The sequence below is a fragment of the Cupriavidus sp. PB-02 genome (assembly GCF_058252315.1).
The window spans coordinates 1,666,984-1,683,240 of the sequence record NZ_CM177694.1 but is presented as its reverse complement, the minus strand read 5'-3'; the positions used below and the strand labels follow the sequence as shown (position 1 = coordinate 1,683,240).

The following is a 16,257-nucleotide window of genomic DNA, read 5'->3' as shown; positions in this document are numbered from 1 at the left end:
CAGACCCACCACATACCCGGAGACCACCGTGAATCCAAACCAACCGGCGGCCAGCGTGCCTGCCTATGACAGCCTGGGCGGCAACGCCCGGCTGGACACCGAAGCCCAGATCGAAAAGCGCGCCTACAGCAAGGTGTTCTGGCGCGTCATGCCGTTCCTGATGCTGTGCTACGTGGTCGCCTACCTCGACCGCGTCAACGTCGGCTTCGCCAAGCTGCAGATGGGGCAGGACCTGGCCTTCTCCGAAACCGTGTTCGGCCTCGGCGCCGGCCTGTTCTTTATCGGCTACTTCCTGTTCGAGGTGCCCAGCAATCTGCTGATGCACCGCATCGGCGCGCGCATCTGGATCGCGCGCATCATGATTACGTGGGGCATCATCTCGGCGCTGTTCCTGTTCGTGAAGACGCCGACCCAGTTCTACGTGATGCGCTTCCTGCTCGGCCTGGCCGAAGCGGGCTTCTACCCTGGCGTGATCCTGTACCTGACCTACTGGTTCCCGGCCAACCGCCGCGGCAAGATGATCGCGCTGTTCATGTCGGGCATCCCCATCGCGGGCATGTTCGGCAACCCGCTGTCGGGCTGGATCATGGATGCCTTCAACGGCGTGCACGATATGCGCGGCTGGCAATGGATGTTCCTGATCGAGGCGCTGCCCGCGTTTGTGATCGGCGTGGTGACGATCTTCGTGCTGCGCGACGGCATCGACAAGGCGCCGTGGCTCGACGCCGATGAAAAGCGCGTGCTCAAGCGCAATATCGAGGAAGACCAGCGCAACGCCCATAACGCCGCCACCGCCGCCGGCAAGGCCCATGGCCACTCGCTGGGCGCGGTGTTCTCCGACCGCCGCGTGTGGTGGATGTGCCTGATCTACTTCTGCTTCGTCACCGGCCAGTACGCGCTGACCTTCTGGATGCCGACGCTGGTGAAGGCCAGCGGCGTGACCGGAAACCTGAACATCGGCCTGCTGTCGGCGATCCCGTTTATCTGCGCCGTGGTCGTGATGAACATCCTGGGCCACAGCGCCGACGCACGCCGCGAGCGCCGCTGGCACCTGATCGTGCCGGCGCTGATGGGTGCCTTGGGCTTTGCCATTGCTGCCTCGTTCACCAACAATACAACGGTGGCCATCGCCGCACTGTCGCTGGCCGCTGCCGGAGTGCTGACCTGCGCGCCTCTGTTTTGGTCGCTGCCGACCTCGTTCCTGTCGGGCATTGCCGCCGCTTCTGGTATTGCCGTGGTGAATTCGGTCGGCAACCTGGCCGGTTTCGTGTCGCCGTACATGGTCGGCGCGCTGAAGGACATGACACACAGTACGCAGCTGCCCATGTACGTGCTGTCCGCGATCCTGGTCGTCGGCGCCGTGCTGGTGTGGCTGACGCCCGCTAAACTGGTCAACCGTTGATCCTGGCCGGCCCGCTTTCGAGCTGGCCTCGATCGGGCCGGTTCCGTACTACCGCTTTGGAGTTCCCATGCCGCGCTTCGCCGCAAACCTCTCGATGATGTACAACGAGCACGCTTTCCTGGACCGCTTCGCCGCAGCCGCGGCGGACGGCTTCCGGGCGGTGGAGTACCTGTTCCCGTACGAGCACGCCGCCACCGAGCTGCGCGCGCGCCTGGACGCGAACGGTCTCACGCAGGCGCTGTTCAACGCCCCGCCGGGCGACTGGGCAGCCGGTGAGCGCGGCCTGGCCGCGCTGCCGGGTCGCGAGGCGGAGTTCCGCGACGCCGTCGGCCGCGCGCTGGAATACGCCGGCGTGATCGGCAATGACCGCGTGCATGTGATGGCGGGACTGGTGCCGGCCGCTGCCGACCGCGCCCGCCACCGCGCCGCCTACCTCGAGAACGTCGCCTTTGCCGCCAAGGCCGCCGCGGCGCAGGGCGTCACCATCGTGCTCGAACCGATCAACACGCGCGACATGCCGGGCTACTTCCTGAACCGCCAGGACGACGCGCAGGCGATCTGCAAGGAGATCGGCGCGGCCAACCTGAAGGTGCAGTTCGACTGCTACCACTGCCAGATCGTCGAGGGCGATATCGCGATGAAACTGAAGCGCGACATGCCCGGCATCGGCCATATCCAGATCGCCGGCGTGCCCGACCGCCATGAACCGGACCTGGGCGAGCTGAACTACCCCTACCTGTTCGAGGTCATCGACGGGCTCGGCTATGACGGCTGGATCGGCTGCGAATATCGCCCCCGCGCCGGCACTTCCGAGGGCCTGGGCTGGCTCAAGCCTTACCTCGGCCGCTGATCCTTCGCGCAAACCCAAAGAACGAATCTCTCCTGCCATGAACGTACTGATTACCGGCGGCGCCGGCTTCCTTGGCCTGCAACTCGCCCGGCTGCTGCTGCAACGCGGCACCCTGAACCTGGACGGCCAGCCCGTCGCCATCGACCAACTGACGCTGCTCGACGTGGTGGCGCCGCAAGGTCTGGACGATGCGCGCGTGCGCGTGGTGACGGGCGACCTGTCCGACCCGGCCGTGCTGCGCCAGGCCATCGACAAGGACACCGGCGCCGTGTTTCACCTGGCGGCCGTGGTCAGCGGCCAGGCCGAGGCCGACTTCGACCTGGGCATGCGCGTCAACCTGGACGCCTCGCGCGCGCTGCTCGAAACCTGCCGCGAACTGGGCCACCAGCCACGCGTGCTGTTCACCAGCTCGGTCGCGGTTTACGGCGGCGAATTGCCGCCGGTGGTGCAGGACGACACCGCGCTGAACCCGCAATCGTCGTACGGCGTGCAGAAGGCCATCGGCGAGTTGCTGCTGTCGGACTACAGCCGCCGCGGCTTTGTCGACGGGCGCGTGCTGCGCCTGCCGACCATCAGCGTGCGTCCGGGTAAGCCCAATGCGGCAGCCTCGTCGTTCGCCAGCGGCATCATCCGTGAGCCGCTGTCAGGCGTCGCTGCCAACTGCCCGGTGGCACCGGAAACGCCGCTGTGGCTGCTGTCGCCGCGTGCGGCAGTGGCGGCGCTGGTCAATGGCATCGAGCTGGCTGGCGAGCGGCTGGGTAATCGCCGCGTGGTCAACCTGCCGGGGTTGTCGGTCACGGCGGCTGGCATGGTCGATGCGCTGCGCCGCGTGGCAGGCGATGCGGTGGCGGATCGCGTCACGTGGGAGCGTGAGGAACGTGTCGAGAAGATCGTCGGCACGTGGCCGGCGGCGTGGAATGCGGAGCGTGCGCAGTCGCTGGGGTTCCAGAGCGATGCGAGCTTCGATGAGGTGATTCGGGCCTATATGGAGGATGCCGGGCTGAGCAAGTAAGCCAGGCCGGCGTCCTTATTGCGACACGCCGGCATCTCCCGCAGGCCGGCCCCCTTTTCCGCGCGCGGGAAAGGGGATCGGACCAAGCAGAGGAGCAGACGTCAGTTCCAGATGGGATCCTCTTTCTGTTGCTGTGCCTTGGACTTCGATGTCCAGTACGCACCGACTTGACGTTCGGTGACGTAACCCGACTTCTTGACATCGATCTTGTCAAAGTGCTTGTAAACTACCGGCGCGCCTGCCTGGGCTTCTTCGCGGCTTAGCTTCCCGTCGTGGTTGGTATCGGCAGTCTTGAAACGCTCGGCGATTCTGGCCTTGACTTCGGCGGTAGTCGATGGCGCTGGCGGAATCTGGGTGGATTCTGCGCCGGGTTGGGCTGTTGATTCCGGTTTCTGCTGGGCGCTCGCCCCTGTAAAAGCGAGCGCCATCATCACTGTCAAGCCGACTGCATGCAGCTTACGCACGGTCATTGCCGTCTCCTCATGATTTGTGATTCGACATTGCCTTCTTGCAAAGAATGCTTCGGCAGCGAAGATCCTCTGTGAGCACTGGCTCACACCGATTCTAGGCAAGCGCTCAGTACTTACCAACATCTTTGTGTCACAGGTCGCGTCACACCGCCGGCCTCACCACCTCATACCCTTCAATAATCTCCCTTACCTGCCCCGGGATCGCGGCCGACTTCTGTGTAGCCGGATCCGCACACACATAGACGATCTCCCCGGTAATCAGGTGCTCGTTACCGCGATACATCTCCACCCGGAACAACATGCTGGACCGCCCCAGCCGAGCCATGCGCCCGCGGATATCCAGCACATCGTCAAAGCGCGCCGAAGCGTGGTATTCCAGCGTGGACTTGACCACGAAGATATCCACGCCATGTGCGTGCAGCACGTCTTCGGGATAGCGGATCCCCAGCGCGCGCCAGTACTCGGTCACGCAGATATCGCAATAGGTCAGGTAGTGCGCGTTGAAGACGATCGACTGCGGATCGACTTCGGCCCAGCGCACGCGCAGCGGCATGCTGTGGCGGAATTCCTCTTTGGCCATTGGCGTGGTCTCCTTGTTTGTTGTTCCTGGCTTGGCAAAGCAATCAGGCCGCCGGCCCGCCGGCGGGGCCGGCAGGCGCAGCGGCCTGGGTGAACGGAAACGGCGTCAGGCTTACTGTGGCTTGGCCAGCCCCAGCTTCTCGATGATCGCCTTTTCCTTCTTGACGGTCTCGGCAGCGAACTGCGCATACTGCTGGCTGTTCATGTAGTACGGCTCCATGTCGAACTTGGCCAGCGATTCGCGGTAGTTGGGCATTTCCATCGCCTTCTTGAAGGCGTCATGCAGCTTCTGCACGATCTTGGGATCGGTGCCCTTGGGCGCCACCAGGCCGAACGGCGAGGTCTGCACGATGCCGATGCCCAGCTCCTTCAGCGTCGGCACGTTGGGGAAGCGCGCCGAGCGCTTCTCGCCCCAGGTCGACAGCAGGCGCAGCTTGCCCTGCTCCACGTACGGCGCCCATGCCGGCGTGTCGGCCACCGACATCACGTGGCCGCCCAGCAACGCCTGCATCGACTCCGCGTTGCCCTTGTAGGGGATGTGCGAGAACTGCACGCCCTGCTTCAGCGCCAGCTCTTCCATGGTCAGGTGCAGCGTCGTCATCGAGCCCGGCGAGCCGTAGGTGAGCTTGCCCGGGTTGGCCTTGGCGTAGGCGATGTACTCCTGCATGGTCTTGATCGGCGAATCGGCCGGCACCACCAGGCCGAACGAGTAGCCGGCCAGGTTGATGATGTAGCTCAGGTCCTTGACCGGGTCCCAGTTGATCTTGGTGGTGTACGGCAGGCGGTAGACCGGCATCGCGACCTGCGCCAGCGTGTAGCCGTCCGGTGCGGTCGACTGCATCATCTGCGCGGGCAGCACGCCGCCCGCGCCCGGCTTGTTCTCGACGATCACCGGCTGGCCGAGGATCTTGGAGGCGTTGTCGGCCAGCACGCGGAACGGGATATCGGTGGAGCCGCCGGCGGTGTAGCCGATCAGGAGGCGGATCGGGCGCTGCGGGAACTTGTCGGCCTGGGCCTGGGCAGGCATGGCGGCAAGGCCCATGGCCGCGGTAGCGGCGACGAGGCCCGCGCGGGCGAGGAAGTGGCGGCGTTGCATTTGACTATGTCTCCTTGTGCTGCGAGTTACTGCTGAAAATTTATTGGTTTTTAAGGGTGGCCGAACGCGGCGCGCAGCGCGGCGACGGCGTCGGCATGCGCCTGCGCCACCGCCGGCACGAACCGGCCCAGTTTGAAGAAATCGTGGATCATGCCGGGGTAATCCGCCAGCGTGGCGGCCACGCCCGCTCCGAGCAGCTTGTCGGCGTAGGCGACGCCCTCGTCATGCAGCGGGTCGTAGCCGGCCACGGCGATCCAGGCCGGGCACACGCCGCCCACGTCCGCGCCGCTGCCACCGCCGTCCAGCGGCGCGAAGCGCCAGTCGTCGCGGCTGGCGTCCTGGTCCAGGTATTGGGCAAAGAACCAGCGGATCATCTCCGCCGTCAGCAGGTAGCCCTCGGCCAGTGCGCGGTGCGACGGCGTGTCCTGGCGCGCGCAGGTACCGGGATAGATCAACAGCTGCAGCACCGGCGCCAGGCCGGTATTGCGTGCCTCGACCGCGCAGGCCGCGGCCAGCGTGCCGCCGGCGCTGTCGCCGCCAAGCGCGATGCGTGCCGGGTCGGCGCCCAGCCGTGCGGCTTCCTCGAAGACCCAGTGCAGCACGTCGAAGGCATCGTTGGCCGCGGTCGGGAAGCGCCATTGCGGCCCGAGCCGGTAGTCCACCGACAGCACCATGCAATCGGCCTGGCCGCACAGCAGCCGGCACAGCGCATCGTGCGAATTGACGCTGCCCACCGTGAAGCCGCCGCCGTGGAAATACACGAGCAGCGGCAGCGGCTCGGCCCAGCTCGCCTCACGCGGCGCGTACAGCCGTACCGGGATGCCATGGCCGTCGCGCGCGCACACGTGCAGGTCTTCCACCGCGTGCACCGCCGGCGGGTTGATGTCGAGGATCGGCGCGCTCTTCTCGTAAGCGATCTTGGCGTCTTCCGGGTCCATCGCATGGATCGGCGGCCGCCTGGCGCGCGCGATCAGCTCCAGCAGCGCCGCGATCTGCGGGTCGAGCGGGCTGGATGGCATGCCGGGCGTGGCAGGGACGGAGGACGGGACGGCGGACATGAAGATCAGTGGTTTCGAGACCCGGGACCGGCGGCGGGCAAAGGTGCTTAAAAGGTGCGTTGCGCGCCGCCCGCATCGGGAGAAGTTCGAATTGTGAACGGTCGTTCGATTTTAGTATGATGCCAGATGTTCCAGGGTCCCGGCAGTACGAGATAACCCCGAAAACCCCGAGCCAGTCTGCCACGCGGCGAGTTTTTGCGCGATGATCGGCTGATGCGCGCCGGAGGGCTACTGAAACTCACTCGAAACTCCATTGAAACGCAAGGCAGCGCGCCTGGCCAGCTTCCCATCCGGGCAGCTTTGCTGGCAGATTCGCGACAGATAACAACAGGAGACAAGCAGACATGGCGTTTATCTACTATCTGACCCACATCCACCTGGATTTCGGCGCGGTAAACCTGCTCAAGTCCGAATGCGAGCGCATCGGCATCTGCCGCCCGCTGCTGGTGACCGACAAGGGCGTGGTCGCCGCCGGCGTGGCCCAGCGCGCCATCGATGCGATGCAGGGCCTTGACGTCGCTGTGTTCGACGAAACCCCGTCGAACCCGACCGAGGCCATGGTGCGCAAGGCCGCGGCGCAGTATCGGGAATCCGGCTGCGACGGGCTGGTGGCGGTGGGCGGCGGATCGTCGATCGACCTGGCCAAGGGCATCGCCATCCTGGCCACGCATCCGGGCGAGCTGACCACCTACGCCACCATCGAAGGCGGCAGCGCCAAGATCACCGACCAGGCCGCGCCACTGATCGCCGTGCCCACCACCTCCGGCACCGGCAGCGAAGTGGCGCGCGGCGCCATCATCATCCTCGACGACGGCCGCAAGCTGGGCTTCCATTCCTGGCACCTGCTGCCCAAGTCCGCCGTCTGCGACCCCGAACTGACGCTGGGGCTGCCCGCGGGCCTGACCGCCGCCACCGGCATGGACGCGATCGCGCATTGCGTCGAGACCTTCCTCGCGCCCGCCTTCAACCCGCCCGCCGACGGTATCGCGCTGGATGGCCTGGAGCGCGCCTGGGCCCATATCGAGCGCGCCACCCGCGACGGCCAGGACCGCGAGGCGCGGCTGAACATGATGAGCGCGTCGATGCAGGGCGCGATGGCGTTCCAGAAGGGGCTGGGCTGCGTGCATTCGCTGTCGCACCCGCTCGGTGGGCTGAAGATCGACGGCCGCACCGGCCTGCATCACGGCACGCTCAATGCGGTGGTGATGCCCGCGGTGCTGCGCTTCAACGCCGACGCGCTCACTGTGGTGCGCGACCACCGCTATGCGCGCCTGCGCCGCGCCATGCACCTGGCCGAGGATGCCGATCTCGCGCAGGCCGTGCACGACATGACCGCGCGCCTGGGTCTGCCGACCGGGCTGCGCCAGATGGGCGTCACCGAAGACATGTTCGACAAGGTGATTGCGGGCGCGCTGGTCGACCACTGCCACAAGACCAATCCGAAAGAGGCCAGCGCCGAGGATTATCGGCGTATGCTTGAGCAATCCATGTAGTGCCCTACGCAGCGCATACCCGCCGGCCGGTCAATTGAGCCGGACCGGCCGGCGGCCCTCCCTCCACTGAGCAGGAGACAACATGACCGGCGAGCACTTGCAGGTAGTCCATGGCGACATCACCCGGATGGAAGTCGATGCCATCGTCAACGCGGCCAACAGCGGGCTGCTGGGCGGCGGCGGGGTCGACGGCGCCATCCACGGGGCCGGCGGCCCCGCCATCATGGAGGCCTGCCGCGCGATCCGCGACGCGCAAGGCGGCTGCCCCACCGGCGAGGCGGTGATCACCACCGGCGGGCGCCTGCCCGCACCGTACGTGATCCACGCGGTCGGGCCGGTCTGGCACGGCGGTGGCCAGGGCGAGGACGAACAGCTCGCCAACGCCTACCGCAACAGCATCCGGCTGGCGGCGCAGCATCACCTGCGCAGGCTGGCCTTCCCCAATATCAGCACCGGCATCTATGGCTTCCCGCGCGAGCGCGCGGCGGATGTCGCCATCGCGGCCGTACGCGAGGCGCTGGCCGTGACGCCCGAGATCGAGCAGGTGACCTTCGTCTGCTTCGACGACGAGAACTACCGGCTATACCGCGAGCGTCTGACCTGAAGCGGTCCGCGGGGTCTGCCCCGCGGCCACTCCCTGCTGCGTCAGAACTTGTGGCGCAGGCCCACCCGGAACACCGTCTGGCTGTCACCGGCCGACGCGCGCACGCCGTTGATCGCGGCCACCGCGCTGCGGCCGGTGGAATCGGTCCCCGATGCCTTCTGGTAGATCGCCATCAGGTAGGCGTCGGTGCGCTTTGACAGGTTGTAGTCCGCACCCAACACGAACTGACGGTAGCTCGCGTCATGGATGCCGCTGCCCTTCGCGTAATCGGCCGCCACGCCCGTCAGCAGGGCCGGCGTCCGCTGGTACTTGAAGCTCAAATCCACGTTGTTGAAGGTGGCGGTGCCGCGGTTGCCAAAGGGATTCGGGCCGGACGACAAATCGCCCACATCCTTGAAGCGTGTGTTCGAGTATGTGGTGCCCACCGTGGCAGCGCCGAAGCTGTAGGCCGCGCCCGCGGCAAACACTTCCTCCGACCGCGCCGACGCATAGCCCGACAGCACCGGCGAGCCGATATTGGTCAGCGTGTTCAGCGGTGCCGAGCCGGTGGTATTGGCGGTGACGCCGGTGCCGTAGAACGACGTGTTGGGGTTCTTTACGTTCAGGTAACCGATGCCAAGCTGCAGCGGGCCACTGCCGTAGCCGGCACCCAGCGACCATATCTGGTTACGCGCCGGCTACCCGGCCACGCCGCCCAGGCTGTAGACCCCGCCAAAGCTGAAGCCACCGTAGTTCTGGCTGCGGTACTTGATCGCGTTGTTGACGCGGTTGGAGTTGTTCAGGTTATCCATGTCGCCGGGGTTGGATACCGCTGCGCCAGCCGCGTATTGACGGCAAAGGTCGGGCGCACGCCATAGCGGTCGAAGGCACGCAGCCGATGCTGGCAAGCCGCGCGCCGGTCCGATGGCCGGGCGGCAGGAAGCTGGCGCTGTGGGTGAACGTGAGCCTGCAGTTCTTCCCGCTGAACCCGACGGGCAGGCCGGTGGTGGCGCCGGGCAACATGACCATGCCGTATCCGGACCTGCGCCATTTCACGCTGCGCGACTACGGCAACCGCGTCGGCATCTACCGGATGCTTAGACGGAAGCCAGCCCCTTAATAAAGAACCGGTCTCGTACTGATTATTCAGTAAATGCTTCAGACGTCTTTGGGCAGATGTGCGCGCCCTTGGGTTGACGTTACGCCACCTGCGCATCGCGTGCGTATGGGGTATGCATGGGACGCAAATCGCACCTGTCCGCCCTGCGGCAGGCAACAAAAAGCCCCGCCATCAAGGCGGGGCTGTAGCGGTTGGCGGAGGTCTTACGTAGCCGGCAGCGCGCTCCGGATTAACAGGTTGACCCGCTCCGGCTGTTCGTGGATCACCCAATGGCTGCCCTCTGGAATGCGTTCCACGCGCAAGTCGGGCACAAACTCGCCCAGCCCGTCCAGCAGCGACTTGGGCAGCGCGCGGTCGCGCTCGCCCCAGATCACCAGCGTGGGCACCTTGATGACGAAGGCGGCCGGGTCCAGGCGCGAAATGTCGGGCGGCGGCTCGCCCTCGCCTGGCGGATGCATCGGCGAGGCGCGGTAGAAATTGACGCCGCCGGCAAGCGGATGGACGCCGTCCTCACCGGGCTGGGACCAGGCGGCGTGGTACCTCGCCCGCGTCTCGTCGGTGAACCATGCGGCAGGTTTGCCGTCGGCATCGGCCAGCATCCGGTCCAGCAGCGCGAAGTCGTTGGCCGCCAGTGCCTTTTCCGCGCCCGGCTTGCGCAGCCAGTTCATGTAGGCGGAAGCGGCCTGCTGCTCCGGATCCGTGGCCAGCGCCTTGGCGAACAGGTAGGGATGCGGCGAATTGACGATGACAAGCTGCCGCACCAGTTGCGGGAACTGGATCGCCAGGTTCCAGCAGATCGCGCCGCCCCAGTCATGCGCCACCACCACGGCCTGGTCATAGCCCAGGGCACTGACGAACTGCACCAGGTCTTCGACGATATGGCGCGGCTTGTAGGCCTCGACCGCGGCAGGCTTGCTCGACAGGTTATAGCCGCGCAGGTCGGGTGCCACGGCAAAATGCGTGCGCCCGAATTCGGCCAGCTGCGCTTCCCATTCAAACCAGAACTCAGGGAAGCCATGCACGAACAGCATCAATGGCTTGCCCCGCTCGCCCGCGCTGGCATAGTGCAGTCGGCTGCCGTTGGGCAGGCTGGCGTATTGCAGGTGGCGGATCACGGCGGCGGGTGCGGCCATGGCGTTCTCCATATGCGGTCCTCCTCGTTGGTCGCGTTGCATTCAGCCGCGCAACGCGGCCACCAGGCCCGCGCGGACCTCGGGCTTGTCGGCAAACGGATCGCCGGGATTGCGCTGCCCGACGATGTCCTCGAAGCGCTGGCGCACGGGTGCCAGCGCCTGGGGGTGGGAATAAATATAGAAGCTTTCTTCGCGGATGGCATCGAAGGTCTTCTGCGCGACCTCGGCCGCGGTGACCTTGCCGGAGCCGACGGCCTTGTCCGACAGCGCCTGCGACACCAGCTGCGAGCGCGTCGGCGGCGCCTGGTTGGCCAGGTCGGCGGGCCGGTTGCGTTGCGACTGGTTGATGCCGGTGGGCACGAAGTACGGGCACAGCACCGAGCAGCGCACCTGCTCCGTGACCAGCCCGAGGTCCTGGTACAGCGTTTCCGACAGCGACACCACCGCGTGCTTGGACACGTTGTACACGCCCATCGCCGGCGGATTGAGCAAGCCCGCCATGGATGCCGTGTTGACGATATGGCCCTGATACGACGGATCTTTATCCGCGGCGGCCAGCATCAGCGGCGTGAAGATGCGCACGCCGTGCACCACGCCGTAGAGGTTGACGCCCATCACCCACTCCCAGTCCTTCTCGGAGTTCTCCCAGATCAAGCCGCCCGCACCCACGCCGGCGTTGTTGAACAGCAGGTTGACCTCGCCGAAGGCCTCGATCGCGGCATCGGCCAGCGCCTGCACCTGGTCGGCGCGGGACACGTCGGTGCGCAGGCCGATCACCGGCACGTTGCGCGCCTTGAACTCGGCCACGGTGGTGTCCAGCGCGTCTTCCTGTACGTCGGCCAGCACCAGCTTCATGCCGAGGTCGGCGCCGATGCGTGCGAACTCCTTGCCAAAGCCCGAGGCGCCGCCGGTGATCACGGCCACCTTGTTGGAGAAATCCTTCATGTCGTCTTTCCTGTCGCGTGAATCGTGGTGGGAACGGCGGGCGGTGCGCGGCGCGCGCTCAGGCGGCACGCCGCACCTGGTAGCCCTGCCGCGGGAAATGCACGTTGAGCGCGCCCGCGCGCGTGTCCTGGCGGCGCAGCGTGACGCGGATCGCCGTCAGGGACAGCAGCACGCCGGCTACCGGGTCGCGCGCGTAGTCGGTGGGCGTGACAGTGACGGGGTCGCCCGCCTCCAGCCCGCCATCGGCAACCACGCCTTGCTCCAGCGCCACCGGGTCGGCGCTGCGGGCCGCGGCAATGGCGTCCTCGCTGTCGATCACGTGCGGGCGGCCGTGGCCGAAGGTGTTCATGCGCGCATACCAGGCCTGCAGCCGCGGATACGCCTCGAGCAACTGCGCCAGCGCGCCCGCGCGGCGGATAAACCAGAGGTTGTGGTACAGCGAGAAGTCCGCCACCGACAGCGCCGGCCCGGCCACATGCGCGATGCCGGCCGCGAACTGCGTTTCCAGGAGGCTGAAGGTCTCGTGCAGCAGCGCGCTCGCCTCGGCCAGCGGCATGCGCAGCGCATTGGTATCGCCGCGCATGGCCTTGCGGTCGGCGGTGAAAGCCTGGATCTGTGCCGGTGACAGGTGCCCCAGCATGCTGGCGACGCCGGCCGGCTGGAACACATAGGTCACCGACGCGGTGAACAACGCGGTATCGAACCACGCGGCCGCCAGCCGCGCCGCGGCGGCCTGTTCCGGCGGAAACAGCGCCGGCGTGGGCGCCAGCGCGTCCAGCACCTCGCAGATCAGCGCGGTGTCGCAATAGATGTCAGCGCCAATCTGCATCACCGGCGTGCGGCGGTAGCCGCCGGTCAGCGCCAACAGGTCGGGTTTGGGCAGGATGGCGGGGATTTCCACGGCCTGCCACGCCAGCGCCTTGGCGCCCAGCAGCAGGCGGATTTTTTCCGAGAACGGCGAGGTCGCGTACTGGTGAAGAATGATGTCGGCCATGCGATCCAGCTCCCTGTGTGTGGAACAATTGCGTGGAGGGCCGCGCGTCGGCGGCCGTGTTGCGGCAACTCCTTCTGGCCCGGGCGATGTCAGCTCAGTCCAGCAGGTCGGGCTGTTCCTTGACGATGCGGGCGTACAGCGGCTGGAACTGGAACCAGCCCGCCTGCGCCGTGCCGACGATCGAATAAGACTGGCGCGCGGCCGCGTCGGAGATCATCTTCAGCGGTGCCTGCGTAGGCGCGGCGGCGGCTTCGGCCAGCAGCTGCACCTGGCACGAACGCTCCATCGTGATAAACCACCACGCCGCCTCGTCCACGGTCTTGCCGACCGTCAGCAGGCCGTGGTTCTGCAGGATCGCGGCCTTGTTCTGGCCAAGCGCGTTGGCGATGCGCTGGCCTTCGTCCAGCTCCACCACCACGCCGCCGAAGTCGTCATAGAGCGCATGGTCGTTGTAGAACGCGCACACGTCCTGCGTCAGCGGATCGAGCGGGCGGCCCAGCGTGGACCAGGCGCGGCCATAGGTGCTGTGCGAGTGCGCCGCAGCCACCGCGTCGGGGCGGGTCTGGTGCACGCGCGAATGAATGGCGAAGGCCGCGGCGTTGACCGGGTAATCGCCCTCCACCACGTCGCCGTGGTGATCGCAGCGGATCAGGTTCGACACCTTGACCTGGCTGAAATGCACGCCGAAGGGATTGACCCAGAAGGTGTCGGTGAATTCCGGGTCGCGCGCGGTGATATGGCCGGCAACGCCCTCGTCGAAACCGAACTTCGAGAACAAGCGGAAGGCCGCGGCCAGGCGCTGCTTGCGGTGCAGGCGCTCCTCGGCGGCGGTGGCGAATTGCGGCGGGCGCGGCAGGTTGCGGTAGCGGGCCTTGACCTCTTCGGACAGGCCGGCGCCGATCTCGTCGGCGCGCTCAGTGACTTGCGGGGCGTTCATGGGTGTCTCCTCTTGTTCTGCCTGCGTTGTCATGAACTGCGTGGCCGGCAGCACGCCCGCAGGCGCGCCGCCGGCCCTTCACTCAAACCGCTCAGGCCAGCTTGACCAGTTGCTTGCCGAAGTTCTTGCCCTTGAGCAAGCCGATAAAGGCCTCCGGCGCGCTGGCCAGCCCTTCGGCAATGCTCTCGCGGAACTTGAGCTTGCCCTGCGCGACGGCGGTGCCCAGTTCCTTCAGCGCCTGCGGCCAGACCTCCATGTGCTCCGACACGATAAAGCCCTCGATGGTCAGGCGCGACACCAGGATCAACTGCGGGTTCTTCAGCGGCACCGGCTGGCCGTCATAGCCCGCGATCATGCCGCACATGGCGATGCGGCCGAAGGCGTTCATGCGCATCAACACGGCATCCAGGATATCGCCGCCGACGTTCTCGAAATAGCCGTCAATGCCGTCGGGCGTGGCCTCCTTGAGCATCGTGTAGAGCTCCTTGGGATCCTTCGCCGCCTTGTAGTCGATGCAGGCATCGAAGCCCAGCTCGTTGACTACGTAATCGCATTTGTCCTTGCCGCCTGCAAAACCGACCGCGCGGCAGCCGGCCAGCTTGGCGAGCTGCCCGACCACGCTGCCAACCGCGCCCGATGCGGCGCTCACGGCGATGGTCTTGCCCGGCTTGGGCATGATGATCTTGTTCAGCCCGTACCAGGCGGTCACACCCGGCATGCCGACCGAACCCAGGTAGGCCGACAGCGGGATATGCGTGGTATCGACCTGCTGCAGGCCGGTGCCGTCGCTGACGCCCATTTCCTGCCAGCCGAACATGCCGACCACCTTGTCGCCCGGCTTGAACTTGCTGTTCTTGCTTTCCACCACCTCGCCCACGGTGCCGCCGATCATCACTTCATTGAGCGGCTGCGGCGCGGCGTAGGACTTGCTGTCGTTCATGCGGCCGCGCATATACGGATCCAGCGACAGGTAGTGGTTGCGCACCAGCACCTGGCCGTCGGCGATCTGCGGCACGGGCACTTCTTCCAGCCGGAAATTGGCCGGCGTTACCGCGCCCTCGGGACGCGAGGCCAGGACGATGCGCTTGAACGTATTGGACATGATCGGTTCCTTCCATTAGGAATGTGGAAACAGCATGGAAACTGCCTGGATACTGCAAGGCGGGGGGGCGGCAGCGCCGCCCCGCGTACTTTCGTCTTGCCGGCGCTCAGCCGTCGGCGCCGGTATCGGTCTCGCCCGGACGCTGCGGCGGCATGCGCCGGATGTACTTGAAGGTGCCCGACGCGCGCGCCACGGTCTTGCCGTCGGCGTCGACGATCTCGCCTTCGCAGAACACCATGGTGGTGGTGCGATGCACGGTGGTGCCGCGCGCGGTCAGCGTGCCGCGCCCGGGCGCCATAAAGCTGGTCTTCATCTCGATGGTGACCACGCCGCGCCCGTCCGCGTCGGCACTGCGGCCGGCCACGGCCATGGCCACGTCGAGCAGCGTCATGATCACGCCGCCGTGCGCCATGTCCCAGCTGTTCTCGTGACGCTTGAGGATCGGCAGCGCGATCTCGCTGCACCCGCCTTCAGCCAGGCTGCAGGTCACGCCGAGGTCGGCGAGGAAGGGGATATGGGTCAGGGGCCCTTTGAACTGGTTCATGGCTAATGCAAGTCCGGAAAATGAGTACCTGCGAGGCAGCCGCCTCGCGCCGGCCCCAAGTTTGAGCGCAATCCGGCGTTCCGCCAAGCCGCGGCGCCGGATTGCCCCGCTCAGACCGCGCTGACGCCGCCGTCGACCGCCAGGATCTGCCCGGTAATGTGCTTGCCGGCATCGCTGGCGAACAGCAGCGCGGCGCCCTTCAGGTCTTCATCGTCACCCAGGCGATGCAGCGGCACGCCGGCGCACATGGCCTCGACGCCCAGGCGCTCGAGCGAGCCCTTGGTCATCTTGGACGGAAAGAAGCCCGGCGCCAGCGCGTTGACGGTGATGTTGTGCTCGCCCCACTCGGCCGCCAGCGTGCGCGTGAAGTTGACCACCGCGCCCTTGGAGGTGTTGTAGGCGATGGTTTCCATCGTGCCCGGCGGGTTGCCGGCCAGCCCGGCGATCGACGCCACGTTGATGATGCGGCCGTAGCGGCGCGGGATCATCGACAGCTTGCCGATGCGCTGGCTCAGCAGGAACAGGCCGCGGATGTTCAGGTTCATCACCTTGTCCCAGGCCTCGACCGGATGGTCTTCGGCGGGGGCGCCCCAGGTGGCGCCGGCGTTGTTGACCAGGATGTCGACGTGGCCCAGCTTGGCGATAGCTTCGTCAGCCAGCCGCGCAATCTCCGACTCCTGCGAGCCGTCGGCGGCGATCCAGTCGGCCTCGATGCCGAGCGACTTCAGGTGCGCCTGGGCCGCCTGCAGTTCGTCGGCCTTGCGCGCCGACAGCACCACGCGGGCGCCCTGCTCCCCCAGTGCCTCGGCGATCTGCAGGCCGAGCCCGCGCGAACCGCCGGTGATCAGTGCGGTCTTGCCCTTCAGGTCAAACAGTTGCTGGATGGTGCGCATGTTGTCTTCCTTCGTTCTCTTGTCTTTGGGGATGGGGCGAGGGCCG

17 protein-coding genes and 1 pseudogene are annotated in these 16,257 nt (G+C 66.6%); 6 read left to right on the top strand and 12 right to left on the bottom strand.

The window, feature by feature from the left end:
* Nucleotides 1–28: 28 nt before the first annotated feature.
* From AC10V3_RS08075 to denD, 3 genes are all read left to right on the top strand, one after another.
* Entirely contained in the window at nt 29–1,402 is a 1,374-nt protein-coding gene (locus AC10V3_RS08075; RefSeq protein ID WP_022534606.1) for an MFS transporter, read from the top strand.
* A gap of 67 nt (nt 1,403–1,469) precedes the next feature.
* A complete protein-coding gene (gene otnI / locus AC10V3_RS08070) occupies nt 1,470–2,252 on the top strand; it encodes a 2-oxo-tetronate isomerase (RefSeq protein WP_022534605.1) in 783 nt (260 codons plus the stop codon).
* A gap of 37 nt (nt 2,253–2,289) precedes the next feature.
* Nucleotides 2,290–3,264 (top strand): D-erythronate dehydrogenase, encoded by a 975-nt coding sequence (denD, locus tag AC10V3_RS08065; protein ID WP_022534604.1) that lies wholly within the window; start codon nt 2,290–2,292, stop codon nt 3,262–3,264.
* A 101-nt stretch (nt 3,265–3,365) separates the two neighbouring features.
* Here denD and AC10V3_RS08060 read toward each other — a convergent pair whose 3' ends face one another.
* The 4 genes from AC10V3_RS08060 to AC10V3_RS08045 all read right to left on the bottom strand — a co-directional run bounded on the left by AC10V3_RS08060 (nt 3,366) and on the right by AC10V3_RS08045 (nt 6,467).
* Entirely contained in the window at nt 3,366–3,734 is a 369-nt protein-coding gene (locus AC10V3_RS08060) for an EF-hand domain-containing protein (protein WP_041681007.1), read from the bottom strand.
* A gap of 142 nt (nt 3,735–3,876) precedes the next feature.
* Nucleotides 3,877–4,314, bottom strand: coding sequence for a YbgC/FadM family acyl-CoA thioesterase (locus AC10V3_RS08055; RefSeq protein WP_022534602.1), 438 nt, complete (start codon nt 4,312–4,314; stop codon nt 3,877–3,879).
* Nucleotides 4,315–4,425: 111 nt separating this feature from the next.
* Nucleotides 4,426–5,409 carry a tripartite tricarboxylate transporter substrate binding protein gene (locus AC10V3_RS08050; RefSeq protein WP_022534601.1) on the bottom strand — a complete coding sequence of 328 codons (984 nt, stop codon included), beginning with the start codon at nt 5,407–5,409 and terminating at the stop codon, nt 4,426–4,428.
* A gap of 50 nt (nt 5,410–5,459) precedes the next feature.
* Complete coding sequence (locus tag AC10V3_RS08045) at nt 5,460–6,467, bottom strand: alpha/beta hydrolase (protein ID WP_022534600.1); 1,008 nt, start codon at nt 6,465–6,467, stop codon at nt 5,460–5,462.
* Nucleotides 6,468–6,811: 344 nt separating this feature from the next.
* Here AC10V3_RS08045 and AC10V3_RS08040 point away from each other — a divergent pair, with 344 nt between their 5' ends.
* Nucleotides 6,812–7,960 (top strand): iron-containing alcohol dehydrogenase, encoded by a 1,149-nt coding sequence (locus AC10V3_RS08040; RefSeq protein ID WP_490923472.1) that lies wholly within the window; start codon nt 6,812–6,814, stop codon nt 7,958–7,960.
* A gap of 82 nt (nt 7,961–8,042) precedes the next feature.
* Nucleotides 8,043–8,564 (top strand): O-acetyl-ADP-ribose deacetylase, encoded by a 522-nt coding sequence (locus AC10V3_RS08035; RefSeq protein WP_022534597.1) that lies wholly within the window; start codon nt 8,043–8,045, stop codon nt 8,562–8,564.
* 41 nt (nt 8,565–8,605) lie between these two features.
* Here the strand turns inward: AC10V3_RS08035 and AC10V3_RS08030 are convergent.
* A pseudogene (locus AC10V3_RS08030) lies at nt 8,606–9,370 on the bottom strand (porin); the annotation flags it as partial.
* Between the two features lie 71 nt (nt 9,371–9,441).
* Between AC10V3_RS08030 and AC10V3_RS08025 the strand changes: the two are divergent.
* Nucleotides 9,442–9,663 carry a hypothetical protein gene (locus tag AC10V3_RS08025; protein WP_490923470.1) on the top strand — a complete coding sequence of 74 codons (222 nt, stop codon included), beginning with the start codon at nt 9,442–9,444 and terminating at the stop codon, nt 9,661–9,663.
* 203 nt (nt 9,664–9,866) lie between these two features.
* On the opposite strand, the gene AC10V3_RS08020 is transcribed toward AC10V3_RS08025, so the two are convergent.
* The 7 genes from AC10V3_RS08020 to AC10V3_RS07990 form a co-directional block, all read right to left on the bottom strand.
* Nucleotides 9,867–10,808, bottom strand: coding sequence for an alpha/beta fold hydrolase (locus AC10V3_RS08020; protein WP_490923469.1), 942 nt, complete (start codon nt 10,806–10,808; stop codon nt 9,867–9,869).
* 30 nt (nt 10,809–10,838) lie between these two features.
* Entirely contained in the window at nt 10,839–11,741 is a 903-nt protein-coding gene (locus tag AC10V3_RS08015) for an SDR family oxidoreductase (RefSeq protein WP_022534591.1), read from the bottom strand.
* A 58-nt stretch (nt 11,742–11,799) separates the two neighbouring features.
* Nucleotides 11,800–12,735, bottom strand: a complete 936-nt coding sequence (locus tag AC10V3_RS08010) for a glutathione S-transferase family protein (RefSeq protein WP_022534590.1) — start codon at nt 12,733–12,735, stop codon at nt 11,800–11,802.
* A 94-nt stretch (nt 12,736–12,829) separates the two neighbouring features.
* Complete coding sequence (locus tag AC10V3_RS08005; protein ID WP_349604592.1) at nt 12,830–13,672, bottom strand: class II aldolase/adducin family protein; 843 nt, start codon at nt 13,670–13,672, stop codon at nt 12,830–12,832.
* A gap of 91 nt (nt 13,673–13,763) precedes the next feature.
* Nucleotides 13,764–14,774, bottom strand: coding sequence for an NADP-dependent oxidoreductase (locus AC10V3_RS08000; RefSeq protein WP_022534588.1), 1,011 nt, complete (start codon nt 14,772–14,774; stop codon nt 13,764–13,766).
* Nucleotides 14,775–14,880: 106 nt separating this feature from the next.
* The gene (locus AC10V3_RS07995) at nt 14,881–15,318 is read right to left on the bottom strand and encodes a PaaI family thioesterase (protein ID WP_022534587.1); all 438 of its coding nucleotides are present in this window, start codon (nt 15,316–15,318) and stop codon (nt 14,881–14,883) included.
* Between the two features lie 110 nt (nt 15,319–15,428).
* Nucleotides 15,429–16,211 carry an SDR family oxidoreductase gene (locus tag AC10V3_RS07990; RefSeq protein ID WP_022534586.1) on the bottom strand — a complete coding sequence of 261 codons (783 nt, stop codon included), beginning with the start codon at nt 16,209–16,211 and terminating at the stop codon, nt 15,429–15,431.
* Nucleotides 16,212–16,257 lie beyond the last annotated feature (46 nt).

Bases quoted from the DNA above. Each gene is read 5' to 3' on its own strand.
- AC10V3_RS08020 (WP_490923469.1), bottom strand. From the start codon at position 10,808: ATGGAGAACGCCATGGCCGCACCCGCCGCCGTGATCCGCCACCTGCAA.
- AC10V3_RS07995 (WP_022534587.1), bottom strand. From the start codon at position 15,318: ATGAACCAGTTCAAAGGGCCCCTGACCCATATCCCCTTCCTCGCCGAC.
- AC10V3_RS08055 (WP_022534602.1), bottom strand. From the start codon at position 4,314: ATGGCCAAAGAGGAATTCCGCCACAGCATGCCGCTGCGCGTGCGCTGG.
- AC10V3_RS08010 (WP_022534590.1), bottom strand. From the start codon at position 12,735: ATGGCCGACATCATTCTTCACCAGTACGCGACCTCGCCGTTCTCGGAA.
- AC10V3_RS08050 (WP_022534601.1), bottom strand. From the start codon at position 5,409: ATGCAACGCCGCCACTTCCTCGCCCGCGCGGGCCTCGTCGCCGCTACC.
- AC10V3_RS08005 (WP_349604592.1), bottom strand. From the start codon at position 13,672: ATGAACGCCCCGCAAGTCACTGAGCGCGCCGACGAGATCGGCGCCGGC.
- otnI (WP_022534605.1), top strand. From the start codon at position 1,470: ATGCCGCGCTTCGCCGCAAACCTCTCGATGATGTACAACGAGCACGCT.
- AC10V3_RS08045 (WP_022534600.1), bottom strand. From the start codon at position 6,467: ATGTCCGCCGTCCCGTCCTCCGTCCCTGCCACGCCCGGCATGCCATCC.
- denD (WP_022534604.1), top strand. From the start codon at position 2,290: ATGAACGTACTGATTACCGGCGGCGCCGGCTTCCTTGGCCTGCAACTC.
- AC10V3_RS08015 (WP_022534591.1), bottom strand. From the start codon at position 11,741: ATGAAGGATTTCTCCAACAAGGTGGCCGTGATCACCGGCGGCGCCTCG.
- AC10V3_RS08060 (WP_041681007.1), bottom strand. From the start codon at position 3,734: ATGACCGTGCGTAAGCTGCATGCAGTCGGCTTGACAGTGATGATGGCG.
- AC10V3_RS08025 (WP_490923470.1), top strand. From the start codon at position 9,442: ATGCTGGCAAGCCGCGCGCCGGTCCGATGGCCGGGCGGCAGGAAGCTG.
- AC10V3_RS08000 (WP_022534588.1), bottom strand. From the start codon at position 14,774: ATGTCCAATACGTTCAAGCGCATCGTCCTGGCCTCGCGTCCCGAGGGC.
- AC10V3_RS08035 (WP_022534597.1), top strand. From the start codon at position 8,043: ATGACCGGCGAGCACTTGCAGGTAGTCCATGGCGACATCACCCGGATG.
- AC10V3_RS07990 (WP_022534586.1), bottom strand. From the start codon at position 16,211: ATGCGCACCATCCAGCAACTGTTTGACCTGAAGGGCAAGACCGCACTG.
- AC10V3_RS08040 (WP_490923472.1), top strand. From the start codon at position 6,812: ATGGCGTTTATCTACTATCTGACCCACATCCACCTGGATTTCGGCGCG.